Genomic DNA, 25,681 nt, shown 5'->3' on the forward strand with positions numbered 1-25,681 from the left:
TGAACCATAAAAAAGCCCCAACACGAATGTCGAGGCTAAAGTATCTTTATTTATGTTCTAGCTGAGTATCCGCTGCGTGCTACTCTTCGTTGTTTTCAGCAAACTTAGATGGTGACATGCCAAAGTGGTGCTTAAACCTTTGACTGAAATAGGAAGGGTCATTGAACCCCGAATCAAACGCCACATCAGAGATCTTCTCTCCAGCGAGTAAGCGCTCACACGCATGCTCTAGACGTACTTCATTCAAGTGCTCTTTGAAGGTCTTGTTGTAAGCCGATTTAAAGCGTCTCTGTAAGCTTCTCTCAGACATAAACAAATACTTAGCGGCAGTTGCAGTACTGAACTCGGCATCAGCGTAGTTTTCACTCACAAGCTGCGACACTCTGTTCTTCCACTCTTGTTCCGCTGTCAGTTTTTGTTGCTCTGGTGTTGAGGCGGCAAGCTTAATGGTTTCAATCTGTTCAATTGTGCTGGCTTCAAGATTGTCGAGTACTTGATACTCAATTGGCCACGAAAGCTGAACCTTATTTTGAGACTCCGAAACAAAGGCATTAAGCTCACCACCGCTCTGATTCATCAATAGCGGCAGCTTTTCGATGTTAAGGTCGGTCGACTTTCCGGTATTGTCACCCATGCTTGATGCCAGTTTAGGGAAAGGCATCCCATGATCTCGAATGGTCACAACAAGATGCTCCTTAACCTCTTCAACCAGAACCACCATACTCTGCGACTTAAAGTTTCTCTTGATGATGCTCGCAACCAAGCTATTGAAGATAATATCGAGATTAAAATACAGCAACGAGACATATCGTTGTTTTGTTTCGACTTTAATATCCAGTTCAATACCGGCTTTGGTTAAGTCATCCTGCCAAGCTTTGAGTACCACCTCTAAGATTAAAATTATATCGTAACAAACTTGCCCTTCTCCTTGAGGCGTATTACTCAATTGAGCTAAGCCATTTTTCAAGGTTAGAATCGGCGACTTCCTGAGCTCGTCATTCCAATTCGGGAGCATCGCAGCAATATGATTCACTTCAGAAGAGAGTTCATTGGCAGTGTGAGACACAAGCGCATTCTTCACGGATAGCTGCTTTTTAAGCTGTTGATTAGTGGCGAGTAATATCCGGCTTTGGTGCCTCAATTGGTCTGTCTTCAGTGCAACTTGCGCTTTTAAGTGCCGGTTGGCAAAAGTGACATAACGCGAACGCCAAAAGACTAAGATAGTCACAACGCCAATCAGTAATATCAGAGAGCTTGCTGCAGCCCAATTGGTCAGATACCAAGGCTCCGCAATCGAGAAGCTTTGATTGGTTGACACAAAGCGATAATGGGAGCCTTTAACCGGCTTCACTTCAAGTGTGTAATCCCCTGGAAGAAGATGATCGAGCGTTAACAAGCCCCCTTCAAACTCACTCCAAGGTTCATCGTCGCTCAGTCGGTATTCCATCGCAGGTGCGAACGTTGCTGGTAAGATACCTAGCTTAAACCCCATCGATGAACCATAAGGAATCTCATCCAGCTCTGCCGTTTTCCCGCCAAGTGATACCGTTTGTTGGTCGACACTTATCTTACTCAACAAGGCACGGCTATGAGGTGTAGTTGATACCAGTAACTCGTTAGATAACGCGCTGACTACACCATACTTTGAGCCGAAAACAAGCCTCGAAGGTTGGCTATCTTGACTGTAAAAAAGAGCACACGCTCCTGCCGCCAGTTCATTGGTGATCAAACCAAATGGCGAACCTATGTGTTTATGCAGTTGCCCATCCAATCCGTAATAACTGATGCCTTTCGAAGAGCCTAACCAAACACCATTGTCATCGCTTATCAGGCAGTTGGGGCTAATATTGTCTTCAACAAGAGTGATTTCTTGAATAATAGAGCTGTCATCCGGGATTCGATACACGCCATAACTGCTCGCAAACCACTGCGCTCCATCCTTCGCTTTTTCAATATCGACGACTTTGCCAAACCGTTCGCTGGAACGACTAAAGCTAATTCGTTTATCAATGAACGAGTAGAAGCCATGATCCGTTCCTATATAGATGCGACCTAGCAAGCCTACATTGAGAGCGGTGATCTTCGCAGGCAAGAACTTGTCGACTAACCAGTCAGTGCCATAACTCGTCAGTTTCATGGTTTCGATAGATAACGAATAGAGGTTTTGCCCAGAGGTCATCCAAAGAACGTTATCGGCTTGAAGCGCAAGGTTTTCAACACGCACTCCCTCAATTGGCCTTGGTAAATCAAGGGCTTCGGGTTGTAGTGTTTCCGTATTTAGACTGATGATACCTTGTTCGGTCGCCAACCAAATGGAAGAGCCAAAGATCTCAAAATCATTAACAGGGTTAGAGTAAACACGAATTGGGTTCTCTTCACTTTCAGAATCAACCAAGTAGAGCCCCATTGAAGACGCGACCCAAGATAACTGGTCACTGACAGGCAGTACTTTGTTGATCACCACACTACTCGAATGCATGCCCATTCCAGTTAGGGGTGTTCTCGAGAAGGTTTTGCTGAACAGTGAAAAGTATCGGATACCGTTGTTTGTCGCAACCCACATGCCACCAGCATGATCGTTTATCAACGAATATATTTTCTCACCCGGTAACGAGAAGTCTTGACTAGCGGCTTGTTCGAATCGAGTAATTTGTCCCGTAATAAAGTTGTAGCTAATAAGGCCGTGCTCTGTACCAATCCAATACTGGTCCGAAGTTTCGGCCAACGAGAGAACATGCGACCCTTTAACGATGGTCTCTTTGTCTGGGTTCGCGAGATCAACAATCACAGCACCATTTAAAGTACCGATCACTAACTCACGTCGAGCATTCGAAAAATAAACCGTCTCAATATGGTTTTTGTCTGATGCGGTGACATGGGTAAACTCTTGATTCTCTGAAAGGTAAACGCCAGAACTGGTCGCTAGCACCCACTTTGATAGTACCCACTCAGCGTCGTTAATCGCAATGTCACTGCTGTTATTGTATCGGTACAGTTTAAGTAGAGAGTAGGTGTTGAATTCTAAAGATTGAGTGTTGTAGGTATAGAAATTACTGCCGTCAGTAACCCAAATATAATCGCCTGATGCACCGATATTCGCTATTTCAGCGCCGGGACTTAGGCTAAACGCCAATTCGTTGCCAATTCCAGGGTTATGTCGATAGACCTCATTGTCGAAAAATGTCCAAAACTCATCGTTCAGAAAGGCGACTCTTTCCGAAGAAAATTGCAGTAAGCTTCCCTTGCGAGGGAATAGAGTTCGACCATCGTAAAAGAGTACTTTTCCATGCACATCATGAACCCAGAGCCCACCTCCGGCACCTAAATACAAGTTTTTAGCCGCAAGGAAATTCCCTTGCGCTTGAGCGGGCAAAGGATAGAAAACGGAGGGCGAGGTATTTACCGCTAGAACGCTAAATGAAATGCTCATTAACATGAACATTTTGAAGATAATTCGATACAACTCTTAATCCTGAACAGCAACAACACATGAAATTTTGGGTACCACAACGTCTTATCGTTGCTAAACCAAAAACTGAGTTTTTTTGTGCTTATTATTATCTTTCCATTTTAGCGGAAATTAGAAAAGGAGAAAGGAGGTTTGTTATTTGTTAGGAGGTTTTATCTTAGCGGTCACGAAAATGCCGCAAAAAGCGGCATGATTCATAAATTAACGAGAGCAAAGTAGAGTAAAGAATACTCGTTTATGACTTACTTCTCGTCTAAGCAACTTGTATAGCTATCTGTAAGTTGCTGAAGAAAATCGAAATAGCTTCCACTCTTCACTTCAACTGTTGAACCGATAGGGTCAAGCTGACCTTGTTTTGCGTTACTTCCGCGCGTCACTGATTCAATCACAGCAGGAGTGAATTGAGGCTCAGAAAACACACATTGAACGTTTTCACGTACTATCGTTTTCTTAATAGCGATCAGGCTTTTTGCACCCGGCTTACGCTCTGGGCTCACCGTAAAGTGACCTAAGTTATTTAGCTCAAACTCTTGCTCAAAGTAACCATACGCGTCATGAAAAACGTAGTAACCTTTGTCTTTCACGGGTGCAAGTTGCTCTCGAATAGACTGTTGCTTCTCTTTCAATGCAATCAGGAATGAATCGAGATTCTCTTGGTACGCCATTGCGTTGTCTGGATCAGATTCAATCAACTTAGCTGAGATGTATTTTGCAGCTACTTCAACTTGCTCGATACCTAACCAAAAATGCGGGTCATGGCTACCGTGGTGGTGCCCTTCATGTGCATCGTGGTCATGCTCTTCGTGTCCGAACTCTCGCAAGTTGATTCCGGGAATATCACTGATCTTGATAACATTTTCTTTTGAACCAATCACCTTAGTCAGAAAGGCTTCTAGGTCAGGGCCGAACCAGATGACCATATCGGCACTATGAACTTTTTTGACATCCGATGGCTTAAGCGCATAATCATGCGGCGAAGCATTGCTGTTCATCAACACATCCGGCTCACTAACGCCTTGCGTTAATTCTGTCACAATCATTTGAATTGGTTTAAAGCTTGTTAGAATAGTATTGGCACTTGCGACACTTGGCGCTAAAAGCAAAGTAGCAAGTATAAAAGATGAACGTGACATAATCCCTCGATAATAGAAAAGTAGCTTAGGCTTGAGGTAAATGTTACATTATAACATTAGCGAATTGCAAATGAGTTCTATTCATGGATAACTTAATCCAACTAGATTCTGTGAGCGTCGAATTTGACGGTCGAAAAGTTCTAGACAACATCTCTCTAAATTTAGAGCGCGGCAGAATCACCACCCTGATAGGGCCAAACGGTGCAGGAAAGTCGACATTAGTAAAAGTGGTACTGGGTTTACAGACCAAATTTTCAGGCACAATAACAAAAGCTAAAAAACTGAAAATTGGCTATGTACCACAAAAATTAAAGCTCAATGATTCCCTACCGCTCAACGTAGAGCGTTTTCTAAAACTCACTGGCAATTTCAGTCAGCAAGAGATCCTTGAAGCATTGAAGCTCGTTGGTGCTGAACATCTGCAGAAGAGTAACATGCACCAGCTATCTGGCGGAGAAAACCAACGTGTGCTCATTGCTCGTTCATTGCTAAGAAGACCAGATCTACTGGTTCTCGATGAACCGGCTCAAGGCGTCGACGTTCAAGGGCAAATAGACCTGTATGACTTGATTGACACCATTCGCCACCGCTTTGGTTGTGCCGTATTTATGGTTTCACACGATCTGCATTTAGTGATGGCAAAAACAGACGATGTTATCTGTTTACACCACCACATCTGTTGCTCAGGCGCACCTGCAGACATCAAACACCATCCTTCGTATATTGCGCTCTTTGGCACCGCGACCCAAGAGACGCTAGCGTTTTATCATCACCAACACGAACATCACCATCATGATCTCGCAGGCCAGCCTGTCGAAGGCGACGTGCATGAATGTTCAAACCATAAACACGGACACCACTAATGCTTGAGTTTCTTCTTCCCTCTATTTTGGCGGGTTTGGGTATTGCACTAATTGCAGGCCCACTAGGTTCATTCGTGGTGTGGCGTAAGATGGCTTACTTTGGTGACACGCTTGCTCACGCTTCTTTGATGGGCTTAGCACTTGGCTTTCTGTTCAACATTAACTTGTATTTCGCGCTGCTGATTTGTTGTTTGATGCTGGCCGTGTTGCTAGTGACTTTACAAAAACAAAAGCTGGTCGCGACCGATACCCTACTCGGTATTTTGGCGCACAGTGCGCTATCACTTGGTTTGGTTGCTGTCAGTTTCTTAGATAACGTTCGTGTTGACCTAATGAGCTACCTATTTGGTGACTTGCTGGCAGTATCTCCAACGGATTTAGTGTTCATCTATGCGGGTGCTGCTGTGATTGGATTAGTACTTGCTATCTTTTGGCGACCACTACTATCAACGACGGTTAACGAAGATCTCGCGGCGGTTGATGGCATCAACATTGATTTAATGCGTCTGATTCTGATGCTATTGGTCGGTATCGTGATTGCTGTCGGTATGAAGTTTGTTGGTGCGTTAATCATGACATCGCTACTGATTATTCCTGCAGCAACGGCAAGGAAGTTCTCGAGCACACCTGAGCAGATGGCCTTCCTTGCATCAATTATTGGCTCTATCGCTGTATTCGGTGGATTAAGCTTGTCTTGGTTCTATGATACGCCTGCTGGCCCGTCTGTGGTTATCAGTGCGGCAGCAATGTTTATGCTATCTCAAATGGTTAGAAGTCGAGCTTAGCACTTAGCAGTACGATCTCGTATCTCGAAAACATAAAAAAAGGCTTGGTCAGTGACCAAGCCTTTTTAATATCGTTTCAATTAACTTCTATCTCAATCGATAAAAGCCAGCTGATTACCAACCCGTGATTTCACGTAGGCCTTTACCGATGTCAGCAAGAGACTTAACAGTCTTAACACCTGCTGCTTCTAGTGCTGCGAATTTATCTTCAGCAGTACCTTTACCGCCAGAGATGATTGCGCCTGCGTGGCCCATACGCTTGCCCGGAGGAGCAGTAACACCAGCGATGTAAGATACAACTGGCTTAGTTACGTTTGCTTTGATGAACTCAGCCGCTTCTTCTTCCGCAGTACCACCGATTTCACCAATCATTACGATTGCTTCAGTTTCTGGGTCTTCTTGGAAAAGTTTTAGGATATCAATGAAGTTTGAACCTGGGATAGGGTCACCACCGATACCAACACATGTAGACTGACCAAAGCCTTCATCTGTTGTTTGCTTAACTGCTTCGTACGTCAGAGTACCTGAACGAGATACGATGCCTACTTTACCCTTCTTGTGGATGTGACCAGGCATGATACCAATCTTACACTCGTCTGGAGTGATAAGACCTGGACAGTTAGGACCGATCATGCGAACGCCAGTTTCTTCTAGCTTCACTTTAACGTCGATCATATCTGTTGTAGGGATACCTTCAGTGATCGTTACGATCAGTTCGATACCTGCATCAATCGCTTCTAGGATTGCATCTTTACAGAAAGGAGCTGGTACGTAGATAACTGTTGCTGTTGCGCCAGTTACTTCTACCGCTTCACGTACTGTGTTGAATACTGGAAGGCCTAGGTGAGTTTGACCACCTTTACCAGGTGAAACACCACCAACCATTTGCGTACCGTATGCGATAGCTTGGTCTGAGTGGAATGTACCTTGACCGCCAGTGAAACCCTGACAGATTACTTTAGTGTCTTTGTTAATTAATACAGACATTATTTAGCCTCCGCAGCAGCAACAACTTTCTGAGCAGCATCTGTTAGAGATTCAGCTGCAATGATATCAACATCAGAATTAGCAAGTACTTCGCGACCTAGGTCTGCGTTTGTACCTTCTAGACGAACAACTACAGGAACTGTTACGCCGACTTCTTTAACTGCACCGATAATACCTTCAGCGATCATGTCACAACGAACGATGCCACCGAAAATGTTTACGAGTACTGCTTTAACATTGTCATCAGAAAGGATGATCTTGAATGCTTCAGCTACACGTTCTTTTGTCGCGCCGCCGCCTACATCAAGGAAGTTTGCTGGCTTGCCGCCGTGTAGGTTTACGATATCCATCGTACCCATCGCAAGGCCTGCACCGTTAACCATACAGCCAACGTTACCATCTAGTGCTACGTAGTTCAGTTCCCACTGTGCTGCGTGTGCTTCGCGCTCATCTTCTTGAGATGGATCGTGCATTTCACGTAGTTTAGGCTGACGGTACATCGCGTTTGAGTCGATGTTGATCTTGCCGTCTAGACAAAGCAGGTTGCCTTCGCCAGTAATGACAAGCGGGTTGATTTCTAGTAGAGCTAGGTCGTACTGAGAGAACATTTTGCCAAGACCCATGAAGATCTTAACGAACTGTTTGATTTGATCGCCAACTAGACCAAGTTTGAACGCAAGTTCACGGCCTTGGTAAGCTTGAGGGCCTACTAGAGGATCGATCGCTGATTGGTGAATCAACTCTGGAGTTTCTTCAGCGATTTTCTCAATGTCCACACCGCCTTCAGTTGACGCCATGAATACAATTTTACGCGTTGCGCGGTCAACAACAGCACCTAGGTAAAGTTCGTTAGCAATGTTTGATGCTTCTTCAACTAGGATCTTTGTTACAGGCTGACCATTAGCGTCTGTTTGGTAAGTCACTAGGTTTTTACCTAGCCACTTTTGTGCAAACTCTTTAACGCCTTCTTTGGTGTCATGTAGCTCTACGCCGCCCGCTTTACCGCGGCCACCAGCATGTACTTGACACTTAACGACTTTCTTGGCTGTACTGATACGACCTGCAGCTTCGAAAGCTTCTTGTGCAGTATCACATGCGAAACCTTCTGGTACAGGCAAACCGAATTCTGCAAACAGCTGTTTGGCTTGGTATTCATGCAAATTCATTTTGATATTCCGTTTATTTTCCCTTAAGGGATTATTATTTCCATAACGACACAGTTTCCTGTGTTACGTCTGTAGGGTCTTCTCAAAACAACTGCTGTCCATTTTCTAATGGCTTTACAGTTCAATTGAAGGCCAGACGTTGAGCAGCCTAGCCTTTGAAACTTTTTACGTCTAGCTAACGGGGTTAACTAGACGTTTTAGCGATACTAAACGTCTAATAGCAGACGTGCAGGATCTTCTAGAAGCTCTTTGATGGTCACTAGGAAGCCAACTGATTCACGGCCATCGATTAGACGGTGGTCGTAAGAAAGCGCTAGGTACATCATTGGTAGAATCTCTACCTTGCCATCAACAGCCATTGGACGGTCTTGGATTTTGTGCATACCCAAAATTGCCGCTTGAGGCGGGTTGATGATTGGCGTAGACATTAGAGAACCAAATACACCACCGTTTGTGATAGTGAAGTTGCCGCCCATCAGTTCATCAACCGTTAGCTTGCCGTCACGACCTTTGATTGCTAGCTCTTTGATGCCTTTTTCGATATCAGCGAAACCTAGTGTGTCACAGTCTTTGAGTACTGGAGTCACTAGACCACGTGGCGTAGATACCGCCATGCTGATGTCGAAGTAGTTGTGGTAAACGATATCTGTACCATCAATAGAAGCGTTCACTTCTGGGAAACGCTTCAGTGCTTCTGTTACTGCTTTCACGTAGAAAGACATGAAGCCAAGACGCGTATCGTGACGTTTCTCGAATTGGTCTTTGTACTGCTTACGAAGGTCCATGATTGGCTTCATGTTCACTTCGTTGAAAGTAGTCAGCATTGCTGTGCTGTTTTTCGCTTCTAGAAGACGGTTTGCAACTGTCTTACGCAGGCGAGTCATAGGCACGCGTTTTTGGCTGCGAGCCGCTGCTGGCGCTTCAACTGCTGGTGCAGATGCTGCTGCCGGAGCCGCTTTCGCTGCTGCTAGGTGTGCGTCGATGTCTTCACGAGTAATACGACCACCAACACCAGTGCCTTTAACGTCAGCTGGTTGTAGGTTGTGCTCAGCAAGCAGGCGACGAACAGCTGGGCTTAGTGCGTCGTTGTTCTCTTCTGTTAGCGCAGCTTTATGGCGCTTATCAGGAGATGCTTCTGTATCTTCAGTGGTGTCTTTCGTTGGTTCACCAGCGACAGCACCCGGCTTGATTTTAGCCAGAAGCTGCTTAGAAAGTACCGTAGCACCCTCTTCTTCGATGATAGCTTCCAGAACACCCGCTTCAGGAGCCGGTACTTCTAGAACTACTTTATCTGTTTCGATATCTACAATGACTTCATCACGTGCAACCGCTTCGCCCGGTTTTTTGTGCCAAGTAGCAACTGTTGCATCAGCCACAGATTCAGGTAAATCTGGAACCAGAATTTCAATTGTCATGTGCGTATTTTCCTTTTACTTCTAGTTCTTAAGTAGGGTCAAAGCGTCGTCAACTAACGCTTTTTGTTGTTTCAAGTGTACTGACATATAGCCAACAGCTGGTGATGCTGATGCAGGACGACCTGCGTATTGAATATCAGCACCTACTGGGATAGCAGCTCGGAAATTATGTTGGCTACTGTACCAAGCACCTTGGTTTTGTGGCTCTTCTTGACACCAAACGTAATCGACTACATTTGTGTATTGTGCGATGGCAGCTCTCACATCCTCATAAGGGAACGGGTAAAGTTGCTCAATACGTACAATAGCGACATCGTCTTGCTCGTTCTTACGTCTTTGGTCAAGCAGGTCAAAGTAAACCTTACCTGAACAGAACACGACGCGTTTTACGTTATCAGGCGCCAGGTCATCAATTTCTGCGATAGCTGGTTGGAACGTGCCTTCTGCCAAATCTTCAAGAGAAGAAGTACACAGAGGGTGACGAAGCAATGACTTAGGTGACATTACAATCAGTGGACGACGCATTGGTCGAACAACCTGACGGCGAATCATGTGGTAAACCTGAGCTGGTGTTGAAGGAACAACAACCTGCATGTTTTGTTCAGCACATAACTGAAGGTAACGCTCAAGACGTGCAGAAGAGTGCTCCGGGCCTTGGCCTTCATAACCGTGAGGAAGCAGCATAGTTAGACCACATAGACGTGCCCACTTTTGCTCACCTGATGAAATGAATTGGTCGATAACAACTTGTGCACCGTTTGCGAAGTCACCAAATTGAGCTTCCCAAAGGGTTAGACCGCTTGGCTCTGCTGTCGCGTAACCATACTCAAATGCGAGTACCGCTTCTTCAGATAACACAGAGTCAAACACTTGGAATGGCCCTTGTTTATCATGAATGTTCGCAAGAGGAACATACGTGCTTGCATCTGATTGATTGTGCAGTACTGAGTGACGGTGGAAGAACGTACCACGACCTGAATCTTGGCCTGAGATACGAATACGCTTACCGTCGTCAACAAGTGTTGCGTATGCCAGAGTTTCAGCCATACCCCAATCGACTTGTTTCTCACCATTCACCATGGCAGTACGATCGTTGTACAGTTTATTTACTCGGCTTTGCAGCTTGTGGCTGTCCGGGTATTGACAAAGTTTGGTACCAAGCTCTTTCAGGCGCTCGATATCAATCTTGTTATCCCACTCGATGTTCCAGTCGTGACCTAGGTAAGGAGACCAGTCTACTGAGTGAAGTGCCATTGGACGCCACTCTTTAACCACAACTTCACCGTGATCAAGTGCATCACGATATTCGTTAACTAGCTGAGTTGCTGTATCAATACCAAACTCACCGCGCTCCATTAGCACGTCAGCGTAAAGCTTACGTGGTGTTGGGTGCTTCTTGATTTTTTGGTACATCAAAGGCTGTGTTGCATTCGGCTCATCGGCTTCATTGTGACCGTGGCGACGGTAACAAACCAAATCAATAACAACATCACGCTTAAACGTATTACGGTAATCCAATGCAAGACGCGCAACAAACGCAACCGCTTCTGGATCATCAGAGTTAACGTGGAAAATCGGAGCCTGAACCATCTTCGCGATATCGGTACAGTACATCGTAGAGCGTGTATCGCGAGGGTTAGACGTTGTAAAACCAACTTGGTTGTTTACAACGATACGAACCGTACCACCTACACAGAAACCACGAGCTTGAGACATGTTAAACGTCTCTTGTACTACACCCTGACCAGCGATAGCTGAGTCACCGTGGATAGTAATTGGAAGTACACGGCTACCATCATTATCACCAAGGCGATCTTGACGTGCACGTACTGAACCGATAACTACCGGGTTTACGATTTCTAAGTGAGATGGGTTAAATGCTAGTGCTAAGTGAACGTTGCCGCCTGGCGTTGCGAAGTCCGCAGAGAAGCCTTGGTGGTATTTCACATCACCAGTACCCCACGTGTCATCGTGCTTGCCCGCAAACTCGTCAAACAGGTCTTGTGGCTTTTTACCAAGCACGTTGACCAACATGTTTAGACGACCACGGTGAGCCATACCAACAACAACTTCACGCATGCCTTGTCCGCCAGCATGACGAATAATTTCTTTCGTCATTGGGATAAGAGCATCACCACCTTCCAACGAGAAGCGTTTTGCGCCTGGGAATTTCGCACCAAGATAGCGCTCAAGACCTTCAGCAGCAGTTAGCTCTTCTAGGAAAGCTTGCTTTTCTTCTTTGTTGAAAGAGGGTTGACCAGATACAGACTCTAAACGTTGTTGGATCCAACGCTTTTGCTCTGTATTTGTCATGTGCATGTATTCAGCACCAATAGAGCCACAATACGTTTGCTTTAGAGATTTGTAGAGATCTTTAAGCACCATCGTCTCTTGGCCAATGGCGTAAGAGCCGACGTTGAACGTCTCATTGAGGTCATCTTCGGTAAGAGTGTGGAAAGAAGGGTCCAGTTCATCAACTGTCGCTCTTTTCCATAAACCTAGGGGGTCTAGATTTGCTGCTTGATGCCCTCGGAATCGATAGGCATTAATAAGTTGCAGAACCTTTACTTGTTTCGCATCGACATCTGGATCACTAACTTGGACACTGTAATGCTTTGTTTCTTGAGCGAGTCGACGGAAGTATTCACGAACACGAGAGTGTGGTTGTTCCACTGTCTCTGAAGCTTGCACAGGCAGTTCTTCAAAAACACTTCTCCATTCGTCACTTACCGAATCTGGGTCACTTAGATACAGTTCATAGAGTTCTTCTACGTACGTTGCATTGGCGCCAGCCAAGTGTGAAGACTCGAGCCATGCCTTCATCACGCCGTTGTGCATATTTTCCCTTAACCAGTAGTTTTCACGTTTGCTGCGGTCTATGCCGAGCTATTAAAAGGCCGCCCCAAAACTTCTAGGGCGGCAATTTTTATATAACTTAAACCGAACGATTCACTAGCATGGTCTTGATGTGACCAATAGCTTTCGTCGGATTTAATCCCTTAGGACAAACACTTACACAATTCATGATGCCATGGCAACGAAAAACGCTAAATGCATCATCAAGATCGGACAAACGTTCGTCTGTCGCTGTATCTCGGCTATCAATTAGCCAACGGTACGCTGCAAGCAGGCCTGCTGGTCCGATGAATTTGTCAGGGTTCCACCAGAATGATGGGCATGACGTTGTACAACATGCACACATGATACATTCGTACAATCCATCTAAATGAGCACGCTCATCAGGGCTTTGTAAGTTTTCACGAGCCGGTGGCACATTGCCATCAGACACTAAGAATGGCTTCACTTTTTCGTAGTTATCGTAGAACTGAGTCATGTCTACAATCAGGTCACGAACAACGGGTAAGCCAGGCAGTGGGCGAATCACAATCTTGTCTTGGCCCGAAAGCGCAGACAATGGCGTGATACACGCTAGGCCATTTTTACCGTTCATGTTCAAACCATCCGAGCCACATACACCTTCACGGCATGAGCGACGGAATGAGATTGTTGGATCTTGCTCTTTCAACAGAATAAGCGCATCCAAAAGCATCATGTCTGAACCTTCATCCACTTCTAGAGTGTATTCCTTCATATAAGGTTTCTGGTCGACATCTGGATTGTAACGATATAAAGAGAAATTCAGTTTCATGGTCATATCTCCTTAGTACGTACGTGCTTTTGGTGGGAACGCTTCACGATGGATAGGTTCCATGTTTACACCACGCTTAGTCATGCTCTCTGACTCTGGGTTGTAAAGTGAGTGGCATAGCCATTGCTCATCATCACGGTCAGGGAAATCGAATCGAGCGTGTGCGCCACGGCTCTCTGTACGGAAATTTGCAGCAACAGCCGTTGCGAATGCCGTTTCCATCAAGTTTTCAAGCTCTAGACACTCGATACGTTGAGTGTTGAACTCTGTAGACTTATCAGATAGGTGTGCATTTTTCAGACGCTCGCGAATCGCTTTTAGCTCTTCTAGGCCTTCAGCCATTGCTTTGCCTTCACGGAATACTGAGAAGTTGTTCTGCATACATTGCTGAAGATCTTTACGGATTTGCGCTGGATCTTCGCCGTCTGTGCTGTTTTCCCAACGGTTGTAACGCTCTAGTGAACGCTCAATGTCAGCTTCAGTTGCAGGTTTCGCTTCGTCTTGCTTCTTCAGTGTCTCACCTAGGTGTAGACCTGTCGCACGACCAAATACCACTAAATCAAGCAGTGAGTTACCACCTAGACGGTTGGCACCATGTACTGATACTGATGCGATTTCACCACAAGCAAAGAGACCTTGGATTTCAACATCGCTGCCGTCTTCGGTTTGCTTAATAGCTTGACCAGAAACTTGTGTTGGAACACCACCCATCATGTAGTGACATGTCGGGATTACTGGGATTGGCTCTTTCACTGGATCAACGTGAGCAAAGGTACGAGAAAGTTCACATACACCAGGAAGACGAGATTCAAGCGTCTCTTTACCTAAGTGATCAAGCTTAAGCTTAATATGTGGACCCCAAGGGCCATCGCAACCACGACCTTCACGAATTTCAACCATCATTGAACGAGCAACAACATCACGACCCGCTAAGTCTTTAGCGTTTGGTGCGTAACGTTCCATGAAGCGTTCGCCGTCTTTATTGAGAAGGTAACCACCTTCACCACGACAACCTTCCGTTACCAATACACCTGCACCAGCGATACCCGTCGGGTGGAACTGCCACATTTCGATGTCTTGCATAGGAACGCCAGCACGAATCGCCATACCAACACCGTCACCAGTGTTAATGTGTGCATTGGTTGTTGATGCGTAGATACGACCAGCACCACCAGTCGCAAGGATTGTTGCCTTCGCTTTGAAGTAGCAAACCTCGCCCGTTTCCATACAAAGCGCGGTAGTACCTAAAATTGCACCATCTTCGTTTTTAACAAGATCCAGTGCATACCACTCAGAGAAAACCGTCGTTTTGTGTTTAATGTTTTGTTGGTAAAGCGTATGAAGCAGTGCGTGACCAGTACGGTCGGCTGCAGCTGCGGTACGAGCCGCTTGCTCACCACCAAAGTTTTTAGATTGACCACCGAAAGGACGCTGGTAAATAGTACCGTTCTCAAAACGAGAGAAAGGCAGGCCCATTTTTTCGAGTTCGATTACCGACTCAGGACCGTTTTTACACATGTATTCGATAGCGTCTTGGTCACCGATGTAATCAGAACCTTTTACTGTGTCATACATATGTTGTTCCCAATGGTCTTCATGCGCGTTACCAAGAGCAACAGTGATGCCGCCTTGCGCTGAAACCGTATGAGAACGAGTAGGGAAAACTTTAGAAAGCAATGCACAAGAAAGGCCTTGCTCAGAAATTTGCAGTGCGGCACGCATACCTGCACCACCAGCGCCGATCACTACGGCATCAAACTCACGAACAGGAATAGTCACTTACGCACCCCACAAAATAAACAGACCAGAGAAGAAATATCCAAGAAGAACTGCAACAACACCGACTTGAAGACCAACACGCAGTTTTGCGCATTTGATGTAGTCAGTTAGTACTTGCCATAGGCCGATCCACGCGTGAACCAAAACAGAAGTAAGCGCTAACATGGTGAAGACTTTAGTGAAGGTTCCACCAAAGAATTGCGTCCAAGATGCGTAAGAGATATCACCAGAGAAAGCACAAAAGCTAACTAGGTAGATAGTGTAAAGCGTCATAATGATGGCAGTAGCACGAATCAATAGATAATCGTGGACACCATTACGACCAAAAGTAGAAACGTTGTTTACCATACTAAGATCCCCGCTAGTAGAGACAATACCGCTGTTGCTGCGAATGCAACCTTAGCGCTCTTCGCGCCAGATTCCAGCTCTTCAAAGTGACCAAGGTCCATAAGAAGGTGACGAATACCACCAGCAATGTGGTAAGCCAAAGCGGTTAAAATGCCCCACAGAATAAACTTCACGAAGAAACCATCGACAATGTCGCTAGCTTCGGCAAAGCCTACTGGGGATGAGAGGGAAATGGATAGTAACCAAAGCAAAATTCCAATCGCGACAAAAGTTATCACCCCAGACACACGGTGTAGGATGGAAGCTATTGCTGTGATTGGAAAGTGGATGGTCTGTAAATCTAAATTAACAGGTCTTGTCTTTCTTTCTTTCACGGGCTTGCTCACTCAGCTCCATTGAGCATTATGGTCATTAAATAACCTTATGATATTGTTATGGACAAAATTTGATTGTAAACCTTCAAAATTTAACATTAACTTAACAAATAACCGAAGTTGAGCCTTAGATAATTGTAAAATAATTGTTAACTGCTCGATTAAGAAAGACACCTCACATTTCTTCTTAGCCTTGCATTTATAAGGTTTTAACCAAACTTTTCAGCGTCACTATACGACTGGCAACATTCTAATACAATTGATGTAACAAATAATGCTACACAGACCAGATTTTTAACGAATTTAATGTAAAAAACACTAACAAGTGCACACAAAGCTTCAGAAAAATTGACTTTCCCACGTAAGACCAGTAAAAAAATGGCACATAAACATCCTGGACGGATTAAATAATAAACAAAGGAGATTGTTATGGCGGATAAGAAAGCTACCCTTCACATTGAAGGTCAAGCGCCAATCGAGCTGCCGATTACAGAAGGTGTACTTGGTACTCCAGTGATCGATGTTCGTACACTAGGTTCTAATGGTTTTTTCACTTTTGACCCTGGTTTTCTTGCCACTGCATCCTGTGAGTCTCAAATCACTTTTATTGACGGTGGAAAAGGCATTCTTTTACATCGTGGTTATCCAATCGACCAACTTGCCAATAACGCTGATTACTTAGAAGTATGTTACATACTTCTTTACGGTGAAGCCCCATCTCGAGCTGAGTACGAAAAGTTCAAGACTACCGTGACACGTCACACTATGGTGCACGAGCAAATCGCTAGTTTCTTCCACGGCTTCCGTCGTGACGCTCACCCTATGGCTGTAATGTGTGGTGTTGTAGGCGCTCTAGCGGCGTTCTACCACGACTCACTTGATGTCAACAACGATACACACCGTGAAATTGCGGCATACCGCCTGATTTCAAAAATGCCAACACTGGCTGCAATGTGTTACAAATATTCAATCGGTCAGCCGTTTATCTACCCACGTAACGACCTAGGCTACGCAGAAAACTTCTTACACATGATGTTTGCAAACCCATGTGAAGAGTATGAAGTGAACCCTATCGTTGCTCGTGCAATGGATAAGATTTTCACTCTACATGCTGACCACGAACAGAACGCTTCTACGTCTACAGTGCGTCTTGCTGGTTCATCTGGTGCTAACCCGTTTGCGTGTATCGCAGCAGGTATCGCATCACTTTGGGGCCCAGCTCACGGCGGTGCAAACGAAGCTTGTCTGCGCATGCTTGAAGAGATCGGTAGCGTAGATAACATTGAAGAATACGTTGCGAAAGCAAAAGACAAAGATGACCCATTCCGTTTGATGGGCTTCGGTCACCGTGTTTACAAGAACTACGACCCACGTGCAACAGTAATGCGCGAAGCGTGTCACGAAGTGCTTAAAGAGCTAAACATCCAAGATCCACTACTAGACGTAGCGATGGAACTTGAGCGTATCGCTCTTTCTGATGAGTACTTTGTTTCTAAGAAGCTATACCCGAACGTAGATTTCTACTCAGGTATCATTCTGAAAGCAATCGGTATTCCAGTATCTATGTTTACAGTAATCTTCGCGATGTCTCGTACCATCGGTTGGATTGCTCACTGGAACGAAATGCACAGCGATCCGACGAACCGTATCGGTCGTCCTCGTCAGCTATATACTGGTGAAGAACAACGTGACTTTAAAGCACTTCACGAACGTGAATAGTTGCTATAAATCATAATGTTAAAAGGGGTTGATGTGAGAACATCAACCCCTTTTCTTTTGTACGCTCTCAACCCCGTCATCCCCAAGAACGAGGGACGAATGAGTTGGGGATCTCCTTAAGCGAGCAGATAAACTATACAGGTTACCTGCTCAATTCTAGAGAACGACGCATACACTCGACTCGTACCCCTTATCTCGCATCTGCTCTTAAACTGGGTTATCGATATCGATAAACTCAACATCCAAGCCATGTTCTTCCGCTAACCATTCACCTAACGCTTTTACACCGTATCGCTCAGTCGCGTGGTGGCCAGCAGCAAAATAATGAATGTCTTGCTCGCGTGCTGAGTAAGTAGTGCGCTCAGAAATTTCACCAGAAATAAAAGCATCAATGCCTTGAGAAGCCGCTAGCTCAATGTAGTCTTGACCACCACCAGTACACCAACCGACGGTCGTTATCATTTTGTCTTGGTTTTCTGGAGCGATATGCAGTGGTTTACGATTTAGAGCTTGATCGATTTTTGCTGCGAATTCAGTACCTGTCATTGGTGTTTTTAATTTACCAAACATAGCAACCGATTGTGGGTGCCCTTCCAAACCGCCTTCGACTTCTATCTCAAGTAACTCCGCCAGTTTCGCGTTATTACCAAGCTCAGGGTGGATATCAAGCGGCAAGTGATAACCTAAAAGATTGATGTCATTTTTAATCAAGGTACGAATGCGCTTGCCCTTCATGCCACGAATTGCCTCTGACTCACCTTTCCAAAAGAAACCGTGATGAACCAACAAAGCGTCAGCCTCTAGCTCAACCGCTTTATTAATCAAAGCTTGCGAAGCCGTAATACCAGTAACAATACGCTTGACTTCAGAAGCACCTTCGACTTGAAGGCCATTCGGACAGTAATCTTTAATCTGCTGTGGCTGCAGTTTTTCGTTAAGTAGCTTTTCTAATTGTAAGTTATTCATTTTTATTTCCAGCTTACCTTCATAATAACGTCGTTATATCAATTTACGGGTAGAATGTCGAAAGCCCCACGATGAGTTTATGAGGAAGAGATGACAGCACTGCAACGTTTTTACCAATGGGTCATCGACTCACCGCCATTACTAGAAATCAAGCCACCGGTTTCGGATCTCAGTGCATTCTCTAGCAACCATGCCATCGACTCATCACATACTTATGAGGGTAATCCTAGATTAGGTTTCCTCTACCAATATCTATGCGAGCAAGTGATCGCTGCCTCACCGAATTACTCGATAAAGCACGACGAGATTCAGATCAATGTGGAAGGCAGAACTCTCGGTGCAATCGACTTTATTCTTAAAGAAGAGAGCAGCCAAAAGCTGGAACATTGGGAAGTGGCGATTAAGTTTTATCTGCTCCACGAACAAACATGGTTTGGACCCAACTCTCACGACCAATTGGATAAGAAACTCGACAGGATGCTCAGCCACCAACTCGAAATGTCCTCTTCTGCCGCCTTTGTTGAGCAATATCCAGAAATCGATGTCGACTCAAAACACTTACTGATGCAAGGTCGTCTATATACCAACCCTTTCTTAGAGCAAAACATACCGACAAAATGCTTGGGCTATGACATTAACCCAAGCCAAGTAAACGGCTTTTGGTGCTATCAAGATCAGGCTCATTTAATCAGTGAACCACTGTATCCACTCACCAAAGAGCAATGGGCAGCAGGGACGGATGATTTCAGCAGTCAGCCGATCACCGAGTTCGGTGATCGCTTCGTCCATGGGCAAACAAAGTCGGGGCAATTCTGGTTTGTGATGCCACAAAGTTGGCCACACGGTTAGTCGTCTGAGCTAACTCAGTTACCTTTTCCCGCTTATACGTAACTAACACAAACAAAAAGGGTTGATGCTTTCACATCAACCCTTCTTCTATTTACTTAGCAACTCTAGTAATCGAGATTCGATTATAGGCCAGCGGCTGCAAATACTTGGTTAACAATCTCTTGAGCTTCTGCTTCGATTGCTTTCAGGTGCTCTTCACCCTTAAAGCTTTCACAGTAGATCTTGTAGATGTCTTCAGTGCCTGATGGACGCGCAGCAAACCAGCCGTTCTCAGTTGTCACTTTCAAGCCACCAATCGCAGCACCGTTACCTGGAGCGTGTGTTAAGCGTGCAGTAATTGCATCACCAGCCAACGTCTCAGCAGAAACCATCTCTGGAGATAGTTTCTTCAGCACGTCTTTCTGTGCACCATTTGCTACCGCTTGAATACGGTTGTACTTAGATTCACCGTGTTTAGCGGCAAGTTCTTCGTAGTATTCTTGTGGGTTCTTACCTGTCACTGCTGTGATCTCAGCCGCAAGCAAGCAAAGAATCAGGCCGTCTTTATCTGTTGACCAAGGCGTACCGTCTTTACGTAGGAAAGAAGCACCTGCGCTCTCTTCGCCACCAAAACCAAACTGGCCGTTGTATAAGCCATCAACGAACCATTTGAAACCAACTGGCACTTCACAAAGTTCGCGACCTAAGTCAGAAACTACGCGATCGATTAATGCACTTGATACTAGTGTCTTACCAACAGCAACGTCTTTACCCCAACCTTCACGGTTACGGTATAGGTAATCAATACAAACCGCTAAGAAGTGGTTTGGATTCATCAAACCTTTAGGTGTCACGATACCGTGGCGATCGTAATCTGGGTCGTTACCAAATGCTAGAGCGTACTCGTCTTTAAGCGCCAGTAAGCCTGCCATTGCGTATGGAGAAGAACAGTCCATACGAACTACGCCATCTTTATCTAGAGACATGAATTGGAATGAAGGGTCAACCGCTTCACTTACCAGAGTAAGATCTAGATTGTACGCTTTACCAATTTGACGCCAGTAATCAATACCGCTGCCACCCAGTGGATCAACACCAATCTTGATGTTTGCTTTCTGGATCGCTTCCATATCCACGACGTTAACCAAATCAGCGACGTATGGCGCGACTAGGTCAACTTCTTTTACTAGCTCAGACTGTTTAGCCTGTGCGATAGGCGTACGCTTAACACCTTGCATTTGCTCAGCAATGATCACGTTCGCACGGTCTTCAATCGCTTGAGTCAGTTCAGCTTCAGCTGGGCCACCGTGTGTCGGGTTGTATTTAATACCGCCGTCTTGAGGTGGGTTATGTGAAGGCGTGATAACAATGCCGTCGGCTTTTTTGTCATTCACTAGGTTGTGCGTAAGAATCGCGTGCGAGATACCAGGTGTTGGAGTAAAGCCGTTGTTTTCTTGAATAATAACTTCAACACCGTTCGCTACAAGCACTTCGATAACCGTAGAGAACGCAGGCTCAGATAGAGCGTGAGTATCTTTACCTAAGAAAAGAGGGCCAGTTGTACCTTGCTCGGCACGAACTTCAGCAACCGCTTGTGCAATTGCTAGAATGTGGTTTTCGTTAAATGTTGATTTGTCTGCTGTACCGCGGTGACCTGAAGTACCGAAAAGTACTTTATGATCTGGGTTCGTAGCATCCGGTTGCTGTAAGAAATAGTTAGCAACTAAAGCCGGGATATTATGAAGATCTTCCTGCTGAGCTTTCTGCCCAGCACGAGGGTGCATAGCCATTTTTCGACATCCTTATATATAAAATTTTAAAACAAAAAAACCTCATAATATCTTCTTATCCATGGATATTATGAGGTTTAAATCAGATTTCGTTAAATTGAACCTGTTACTTTTTCTATCAATTCTGCTTGGAAATTCATGCGGCTCATAAGCTGCTCAACCATCTGTCTTTTTCGGCTTGTATTGTTATTAGTAATAACCCAAAAAGGACTTTGTGGAATAGCTTTAGGCTTAGTCGTGTTGCCGTTTGCTAGCAACGTCGCTTCGTTATCTGCAAAGTAAACGCGCTTACGGCCTTTTACTTGAGTTGCTTCTGAAAAGCTTAAAGGGTCGATTTTATGCAGTGTTGATAACACAAGCATGAAACGATCAATGGCTTTCTTTAGTGATGCAAACTCATCTGATATTAGTAGTGAGCGCATTTCTTTAACGCCATCGAACTTCTCTGGAGTAAAGCCTACCTCTTTGCTAACAACGATACCTTTTGGCTCAACGATCTCTTCGATCGGAGCCATGCCTTGGCTATCAACCTGTAACAAGCGGCGCAGAATATCTGAAGCGCTTTCGCCAATACGTTCTGTCTGACCCGCAATAAAACGGTATAGGTCCTCATCAACCTCAATTGTTTTCATTCGCTTTTCACAATCTCAATGTTTAAACTCTGGGGGATTATAGCGAGATCCGCGCGGATACTCTACGTCAAACCCACCATGAATAAGATAAAAATGTCAGTACAGCTCAACTATAAAATTGAAGGTGAGGGTCACACCATTGTTTTGATCCATGGATTATTCGGTAATCTGGACAACCTTGGCTTGCTCGCTAGGGATCTAAAAGCCGATCATCAGGTACTTAGTATCGATCTCCGCAACCACGGTCAATCCTTCCATAGTGACACTCATAACTATCAAGCGATGGCACAAGACGTGGCTCAACTGCTGCATGATCTTAAGTCAGAAGACGTCACTGTGATTGGTCACTCGATGGGTGGCAAAGTAGCGATGGCACTGACACAACATCTTGCGCTGCATAAATTGATTGTCTTGGATATGGCTCCGGTCGCGTACACTCAGAGTCGCCACGACAACGTATTCGCAGGCCTGCAAGCCGTGATAGAAGAAGAGCCGACTTCACGCTCAGATGCACTCAAGGTTCTCGCAAAACATATCGAGATCGATGGCGTTCGCCAGTTTTTAACCAAATCTTTGTTCAAAACAGAGCAAGGCATCATGGAATGGCGCTTCAATGTTGCTTCGTTATTGAGCAACTACCCACATATTATTGGTTGGGAACCGATCGAGAAAACCTCGGTCAAAACCTTGCTCATTAAAGGTGGGGATTCAGATTACCTCACCGCAGAACATCAAGCAGCCGTTCAGCAGCAATTTTCTAACGCAAAAGCGCATGTCATTGCCAACACAGGTCACTGGCTGCATGCTGAAAAACCAGCAGAAGTACTTAGAGCAATTAGAAAATTCATCGCTTAACTGCGCTTTTTCGTGCAGATAAATGAGAGCTGTGTAATTACTGCAGATTAACTTTATCTCACAACAGTGATATAGTGCGCCCAAGCAAAATTGGTATATAAGGTTCCCATGCTTTACGACTACATGAACATCATCGAATCTGTTGGTTTAGATCTCCTGTTTGCCGCGATTTTCTTTTTAATCGGTATGGCAATTAAGGACGTTCTCAAGCAGGGAAATGTTCCTCCATTTGGTCGTCGCATCGTATGGTTAGTACTTTTCCTTGGCTGTGCGGGTTTTATCGCCAAAGGGATAATCCAACTAAGCTGGGAAGGAACTGGGATCTAACGATTCTCTTCCGAACTTTATTACACCGACAACAGACAAAATGAAAGGTAATGATTCTATGGCAAGTGTAGGTCTCTTCTTTGGTAGCGATACAGGTAACACTGAAGCTGTTGCTAAGATGATTCAAAAGCAATTGAGCAAACAGCTCGTTCACGTTCAAGACATTGCAAAAAGCAGCAAAGAAGATATCGATAACTTCGATCTACTGCTGCTTGGTATCCCTACGTGGTACTACGGCGAAGCACAATGTGATTGGGATGACTTTTTCCCAGAGCTAGAAGCTATTGATTTCTCAACTAAGCTTGTTGCTATCTTTGGTTGTGGCGACCAAGAAGATTACGCAGAATACTTCTGTGATGCTATGGGTACTATCCGTGACATCGTTGAAGCGAAAGGCGGTACTATCCTAGGTCACACATCAACTGAAGGCTACGAATTCGAAGCATCGAAAGGTTTAGTTGAAGGCGATGACAGCCAATTCGTTGGTCTATGTATCGATGAAGACCGTCAACCTGAGCTAACTGATGAGCGCGTATCTAACTGGGTTAAACAAATCCACGAAGAGATGTGCCTAGCAGAGCTAGAAGACTAATTCTCTAGTGGTTGTTAATTGTTACAGTTAATAACCATTATGTAGATATGAAAAAACCTCCTTATAGGAGGTTTTTTGCTATTTAAAATCTATTAATTAGCACTCAGCCTCTAATGCTTCATCATCATCTCTAAATTGCGGCTTCTTTCTTACATAGAGGGTGCGTTGAATTTCTGAAACCACATTACCCTGCTTATCTTTCACGTGAATAATAAATTCGGGGAAGCACTTTTCACCGAGTTGCGTCTGACGATAGATATCGTCAAGCTGCCCTTGCCTTATCTCAAAATCTGCATACAAGTCCGATTGCCCCGGCTTGATGAAGTTAATGCTCGCTTCTTTATCCCAAACATAATATCGTTCACCTAAAATTCCCATTAACATCAATGAGTAAACGGGATCGGTAAGAGAAAAGATACTGCCGCCATATTGAGTACGATTGGCGTTCTTATTCCACCAGCGTAGCTTAAGTACTGTCTTAACAACCCTAAAGTCAGTGCTAATGTGGGCTATTCGAATACCCGCTCCCCAAAAGGGAGGCCAAATATTAAGAGCAAATTTTACAATGTTGGGTTTATATATTTTTGCGAGTTGCTTATTCATAACAACATTCCATGTTCATATCAGAAACACCGTCACCTTGACTGGTCGTACCTCCACTATAAGTGAGATACTTCCAATTTACAAAACAGATTGTGATGTCAGTAAGTAACCCTTTGAAGTTCGTGGTTTATTGTTATGCCTGACTAAACTATAATGGTATTAATATTGAATTCTGTTAATTGCTGCAGATCATCAACAGGAAAGTATATGTCAGACAATAATCAAGCGCTAAAAGATGCAGGTCTTAAAGTGACCCTTCCACGGCTCAAAATTTTAGAAGTATTACAACAGCCAGACTGCCAACATATTAGTGCTGAAGATTTATATAAGAAGCTGATCGACCTAGGTGAAGAAATCGGTCTTGCAACCGTTTATCGAGTACTTAACCAATTCGATGACGCTGGCATTGTAACTCGTCACCACTTCGAAGGCGGCAAGTCTGTATTTGAACTTTCTACACAGCACCACCACGACCACCTTGTATGTTTAGATTGTGGCGAAGTGATCGAATTCTCTGATGACATCATCGAAGAAAGACAGAAAGAGATTGCTCAGCGTTACAACGTGCAACTAACAAACCACAGTTTGTACTTGTACGGCAAAAGCATTAACGGAGATTGCAAAGGCAATCCAGACGCGCATAAAGCGAAGTAGTAATACAGAACGCTGGCTTAGGCCGGCGTTTTTTATATAGGGCATCATAAAGTATCCATGAAAAGAATCCCGCTAGTTAAGGCTTTTACTTTAATTGAGATGTTGGTTGTTGTAGTGATTATTGCAGTGCTTGCTATTGTTGCCCTTCCCCGTTTTCTTAACATTCAAACCGATGGCCGTATCGCTCTGTTTGACGCTGCTCAATCTCAATTTCAAACTGCGATCACGTTTGCTCACAGTAAATGGCTGGTCAGCGGCGGCGGCAACGCTGAAATGAATGACATGCCAGGTTTTGGGGAAGACGGAGACGGCAATGCTCAATTGGACATAAATGACGTCGGCTACCCACTCGGCGTCGATAAAGGCAACCCTATGGGGCAGCCTTACAACATAGGTCAAGGTGACCAAGGGTGTGTGTCAATATGGAATGCCATTATGACAACCGACCTGACCGCTACTACAGACCCGAACCAGTCCAACAATTTTGATTTTATTACCCGCCGTCAAAACCATAGTTTTGTTGCCAAAGACGGTACTCCTCAAAACAAACTCGCGCTTTGCTACTTCATCTACACTGGAGTCGATTTCGACAGCGATCCTGGTAATGCAGGTTATGTTTTCTGGTACAACTCACGCACGGGTGAAGTAACCCAACAAGACCCTAATAATCCCTAAAACTCTGGCTCTAGTGCTTAAAACGCTAGTTGGTCACTAGAAACACCTTGGTAATCAAATTTAAGACACAAA

Annotated in this window: 23 protein-coding genes; 9 read left to right on the forward strand and 14 right to left on the reverse strand. The window is 44.8% G+C overall.

What is annotated here, in order from left to right:
* Window positions 1-79 precede the first annotated feature (79 nt).
* Together AB4133_RS04075 and znuA are read right to left on the reverse strand one after the other, a co-directional pair.
* On the reverse strand, window positions 80-3,442 hold the full coding sequence (locus tag AB4133_RS04075; RefSeq protein WP_372224073.1) for a helix-turn-helix domain-containing protein: 3,363 nt from the start codon (window positions 3,440-3,442) through the stop codon (window positions 80-82).
* 269 nt (window positions 3,443-3,711) lie between these two features.
* Complete coding sequence (gene znuA / locus AB4133_RS04080) at window positions 3,712-4,602, reverse strand: zinc ABC transporter substrate-binding protein ZnuA (protein WP_017067380.1); 891 nt, start codon at window positions 4,600-4,602, stop codon at window positions 3,712-3,714.
* Window positions 4,603-4,685: 83 nt separating this feature from the next.
* On the opposite strand from znuA, the gene znuC reads away from it, so the two are divergent.
* Window positions 4,686-5,465 carry a zinc ABC transporter ATP-binding protein ZnuC gene (gene znuC, locus AB4133_RS04085; protein ID WP_017061943.1) on the forward strand — a complete coding sequence of 260 codons (780 nt, stop codon included), beginning with the start codon at window positions 4,686-4,688 and terminating at the stop codon, window positions 5,463-5,465.
* Window positions 5,465-6,250 (forward strand): zinc ABC transporter permease subunit ZnuB, encoded by a 786-nt coding sequence (gene znuB / locus AB4133_RS04090; RefSeq protein WP_017061944.1) that lies wholly within the window; start codon window positions 5,465-5,467, stop codon window positions 6,248-6,250. The genes znuC and znuB overlap by 1 nt, the downstream gene beginning before the upstream one ends.
* Window positions 6,251-6,364: 114 nt before the next feature.
* Here znuB and sucD read toward each other — a convergent pair whose 3' ends face one another.
* The 8 genes from sucD to sdhC all read right to left on the reverse strand — a co-directional run bounded on the left by sucD (window position 6,365) and on the right by sdhC (window position 15,980).
* Window positions 6,365-7,237, reverse strand: a complete 873-nt coding sequence (sucD, locus tag AB4133_RS04095) for a succinate--CoA ligase subunit alpha (RefSeq protein ID WP_004734209.1) — start codon at window positions 7,235-7,237, stop codon at window positions 6,365-6,367.
* A complete protein-coding gene (gene sucC / locus AB4133_RS04100) occupies window positions 7,237-8,403 on the reverse strand; it encodes an ADP-forming succinate--CoA ligase subunit beta (protein ID WP_019820479.1) in 1,167 nt (388 codons plus the stop codon). Before sucC ends, sucD begins: the two co-directional genes overlap by 1 nt.
* A gap of 206 nt (window positions 8,404-8,609) precedes the next feature.
* On the reverse strand, window positions 8,610-9,818 hold the full coding sequence (odhB, locus tag AB4133_RS04105; RefSeq protein WP_017056410.1) for a 2-oxoglutarate dehydrogenase complex dihydrolipoyllysine-residue succinyltransferase: 1,209 nt from the start codon (window positions 9,816-9,818) through the stop codon (window positions 8,610-8,612).
* A gap of 21 nt (window positions 9,819-9,839) precedes the next feature.
* A complete protein-coding gene (gene sucA / locus AB4133_RS04110) occupies window positions 9,840-12,656 on the reverse strand; it encodes a 2-oxoglutarate dehydrogenase E1 component (RefSeq protein ID WP_372224005.1) in 2,817 nt (938 codons plus the stop codon).
* Window positions 12,657-12,753: 97 nt separating this feature from the next.
* The gene (locus AB4133_RS04115) at window positions 12,754-13,467 is read right to left on the reverse strand and encodes a succinate dehydrogenase iron-sulfur subunit (protein ID WP_010436773.1); all 714 of its coding nucleotides are present in this window, start codon (window positions 13,465-13,467) and stop codon (window positions 12,754-12,756) included.
* 12 nt (window positions 13,468-13,479) lie between these two features.
* Window positions 13,480-15,246, reverse strand: a complete 1,767-nt coding sequence (gene sdhA / locus AB4133_RS04120; RefSeq protein ID WP_048606450.1) for a succinate dehydrogenase flavoprotein subunit — start codon at window positions 15,244-15,246, stop codon at window positions 13,480-13,482.
* Window positions 15,247-15,594, reverse strand: a complete 348-nt coding sequence (gene sdhD / locus AB4133_RS04125; protein ID WP_010436768.1) for a succinate dehydrogenase, hydrophobic membrane anchor protein — start codon at window positions 15,592-15,594, stop codon at window positions 15,247-15,249. It abuts the gene before it with no gap.
* Window positions 15,588-15,980, reverse strand: a complete 393-nt coding sequence (gene sdhC / locus AB4133_RS04130; protein WP_017061948.1) for a succinate dehydrogenase cytochrome b556 subunit — start codon at window positions 15,978-15,980, stop codon at window positions 15,588-15,590. The genes sdhD and sdhC overlap by 7 nt, the downstream gene beginning before the upstream one ends.
* Before the next feature lie 417 nt (window positions 15,981-16,397).
* On the opposite strand from sdhC, the gene AB4133_RS04135 reads away from it, so the two are divergent.
* Window positions 16,398-17,687, forward strand: a complete 1,290-nt coding sequence (locus AB4133_RS04135; RefSeq protein ID WP_017061949.1) for a citrate synthase — start codon at window positions 16,398-16,400, stop codon at window positions 17,685-17,687.
* Window positions 17,688-17,894: 207 nt separating this feature from the next.
* On the opposite strand, the gene AB4133_RS04140 is transcribed toward AB4133_RS04135, so the two are convergent.
* Window positions 17,895-18,653, reverse strand: coding sequence for a Nif3-like dinuclear metal center hexameric protein (locus AB4133_RS04140; protein WP_372110543.1), 759 nt, complete (start codon window positions 18,651-18,653; stop codon window positions 17,895-17,897).
* Between the two features lie 90 nt (window positions 18,654-18,743).
* On the opposite strand from AB4133_RS04140, the gene AB4133_RS04145 reads away from it, so the two are divergent.
* A complete protein-coding gene (locus AB4133_RS04145) occupies window positions 18,744-19,502 on the forward strand; it encodes a DUF1853 family protein (RefSeq protein WP_017061951.1) in 759 nt (252 codons plus the stop codon).
* Window positions 19,503-19,624: 122 nt separating this feature from the next.
* Here AB4133_RS04145 and pgm read toward each other — a convergent pair whose 3' ends face one another.
* The gene (gene pgm / locus AB4133_RS04150) at window positions 19,625-21,271 is read right to left on the reverse strand and encodes a phosphoglucomutase (alpha-D-glucose-1,6-bisphosphate-dependent) (RefSeq protein ID WP_017061952.1); all 1,647 of its coding nucleotides are present in this window, start codon (window positions 21,269-21,271) and stop codon (window positions 19,625-19,627) included.
* A 92-nt stretch (window positions 21,272-21,363) separates the two neighbouring features.
* Complete coding sequence (gene seqA / locus AB4133_RS04155; protein WP_017061953.1) at window positions 21,364-21,903, reverse strand: replication initiation negative regulator SeqA; 540 nt, start codon at window positions 21,901-21,903, stop codon at window positions 21,364-21,366.
* Window positions 21,904-21,996: 93 nt separating this feature from the next.
* Here seqA and AB4133_RS04160 point away from each other — a divergent pair, with 93 nt between their 5' ends.
* From AB4133_RS04160 to fldA, 3 genes are all read left to right on the forward strand, one after another.
* Window positions 21,997-22,758 (forward strand): alpha/beta fold hydrolase, encoded by a 762-nt coding sequence (locus AB4133_RS04160; protein ID WP_017061954.1) that lies wholly within the window; start codon window positions 21,997-21,999, stop codon window positions 22,756-22,758.
* 108 nt (window positions 22,759-22,866) lie between these two features.
* Window positions 22,867-23,085, forward strand: a complete 219-nt coding sequence (locus tag AB4133_RS04165) for a DUF2788 domain-containing protein (RefSeq protein ID WP_004737900.1) — start codon at window positions 22,867-22,869, stop codon at window positions 23,083-23,085.
* 58 nt (window positions 23,086-23,143) lie between these two features.
* The gene (fldA, locus tag AB4133_RS04170) at window positions 23,144-23,677 is read left to right on the forward strand and encodes a flavodoxin FldA (protein ID WP_010436745.1); all 534 of its coding nucleotides are present in this window, start codon (window positions 23,144-23,146) and stop codon (window positions 23,675-23,677) included.
* 96 nt (window positions 23,678-23,773) lie between these two features.
* Here the strand turns inward: fldA and AB4133_RS04175 are convergent, their stop codons facing one another.
* A complete protein-coding gene (locus AB4133_RS04175; RefSeq protein WP_017061955.1) occupies window positions 23,774-24,280 on the reverse strand; it encodes a DUF4442 domain-containing protein in 507 nt (168 codons plus the stop codon).
* Window positions 24,281-24,487: 207 nt separating this feature from the next.
* On the opposite strand from AB4133_RS04175, the gene fcrX reads away from it, so the two are divergent.
* Window positions 24,488-24,934 carry a ferric iron uptake transcriptional regulator FcrX gene (gene fcrX / locus AB4133_RS04180; protein ID WP_017061956.1) on the forward strand — a complete coding sequence of 149 codons (447 nt, stop codon included), beginning with the start codon at window positions 24,488-24,490 and terminating at the stop codon, window positions 24,932-24,934.
* Window positions 24,935-24,991: 57 nt separating this feature from the next.
* On the forward strand, window positions 24,992-25,609 hold the full coding sequence (locus AB4133_RS04185; RefSeq protein WP_032547229.1) for a prepilin-type N-terminal cleavage/methylation domain-containing protein: 618 nt from the start codon (window positions 24,992-24,994) through the stop codon (window positions 25,607-25,609).
* The last annotated feature ends 72 nt before the right edge of the window (window positions 25,610-25,681 follow it).

Source organism: Vibrio sp. 10N.286.52.F8 (assembly GCF_041468745.1).
GTDB classification, from domain to species: Bacteria; Pseudomonadota; Gammaproteobacteria; order Enterobacterales; family Vibrionaceae; genus Vibrio; species Vibrio crassostreae_C.

Excerpts from the sequence above, each read along its gene's own strand:
- AB4133_RS04075 (WP_372224073.1), bottom strand. The coding sequence starts at position 3,442 with ATGTTCATGTTAATGAGCATTTCATTTAGCGTTCTAGCGGTAAATACC.
- znuA (WP_017067380.1), bottom strand. The coding sequence starts at position 4,602 with ATGTCACGTTCATCTTTTATACTTGCTACTTTGCTTTTAGCGCCAAGT.
- znuC (WP_017061943.1), top strand. The coding sequence starts at position 4,686 with ATGGATAACTTAATCCAACTAGATTCTGTGAGCGTCGAATTTGACGGT.
- znuB (WP_017061944.1), top strand. The coding sequence starts at position 5,465 with ATGCTTGAGTTTCTTCTTCCCTCTATTTTGGCGGGTTTGGGTATTGCA.
- sucD (WP_004734209.1), bottom strand. The coding sequence starts at position 7,237 with ATGTCTGTATTAATTAACAAAGACACTAAAGTAATCTGTCAGGGTTTC.
- sucC (WP_019820479.1), bottom strand. The coding sequence starts at position 8,403 with ATGAATTTGCATGAATACCAAGCCAAACAGCTGTTTGCAGAATTCGGT.
- odhB (WP_017056410.1), bottom strand. The coding sequence starts at position 9,818 with ATGACAATTGAAATTCTGGTTCCAGATTTACCTGAATCTGTGGCTGAT.
- sucA (WP_372224005.1), bottom strand. The coding sequence starts at position 12,656 with ATGCACAACGGCGTGATGAAGGCATGGCTCGAGTCTTCACACTTGGCT.
- AB4133_RS04115 (WP_010436773.1), bottom strand. The coding sequence starts at position 13,467 with ATGAAACTGAATTTCTCTTTATATCGTTACAATCCAGATGTCGACCAG.
- sdhD (WP_010436768.1), bottom strand. The coding sequence starts at position 15,594 with ATGGTAAACAACGTTTCTACTTTTGGTCGTAATGGTGTCCACGATTAT.
- AB4133_RS04135 (WP_017061949.1), top strand. The coding sequence starts at position 16,398 with ATGGCGGATAAGAAAGCTACCCTTCACATTGAAGGTCAAGCGCCAATC.
- AB4133_RS04140 (WP_372110543.1), bottom strand. The coding sequence starts at position 18,653 with ATGAATAACTTACAATTAGAAAAGCTACTTAACGAAAAACTGCAGCCA.
- AB4133_RS04145 (WP_017061951.1), top strand. The coding sequence starts at position 18,744 with ATGACAGCACTGCAACGTTTTTACCAATGGGTCATCGACTCACCGCCA.
- pgm (WP_017061952.1), bottom strand. The coding sequence starts at position 21,271 with ATGGCTATGCACCCTCGTGCTGGGCAGAAAGCTCAGCAGGAAGATCTT.
- seqA (WP_017061953.1), bottom strand. The coding sequence starts at position 21,903 with ATGAAAACAATTGAGGTTGATGAGGACCTATACCGTTTTATTGCGGGT.
- AB4133_RS04160 (WP_017061954.1), top strand. The coding sequence starts at position 21,997 with ATGTCAGTACAGCTCAACTATAAAATTGAAGGTGAGGGTCACACCATT.
- AB4133_RS04165 (WP_004737900.1), top strand. The coding sequence starts at position 22,867 with ATGCTTTACGACTACATGAACATCATCGAATCTGTTGGTTTAGATCTC.
- fldA (WP_010436745.1), top strand. The coding sequence starts at position 23,144 with ATGGCAAGTGTAGGTCTCTTCTTTGGTAGCGATACAGGTAACACTGAA.
- AB4133_RS04175 (WP_017061955.1), bottom strand. The coding sequence starts at position 24,280 with ATGAATAAGCAACTCGCAAAAATATATAAACCCAACATTGTAAAATTT.
- fcrX (WP_017061956.1), top strand. The coding sequence starts at position 24,488 with ATGTCAGACAATAATCAAGCGCTAAAAGATGCAGGTCTTAAAGTGACC.
- AB4133_RS04185 (WP_032547229.1), top strand. The coding sequence starts at position 24,992 with ATGAAAAGAATCCCGCTAGTTAAGGCTTTTACTTTAATTGAGATGTTG.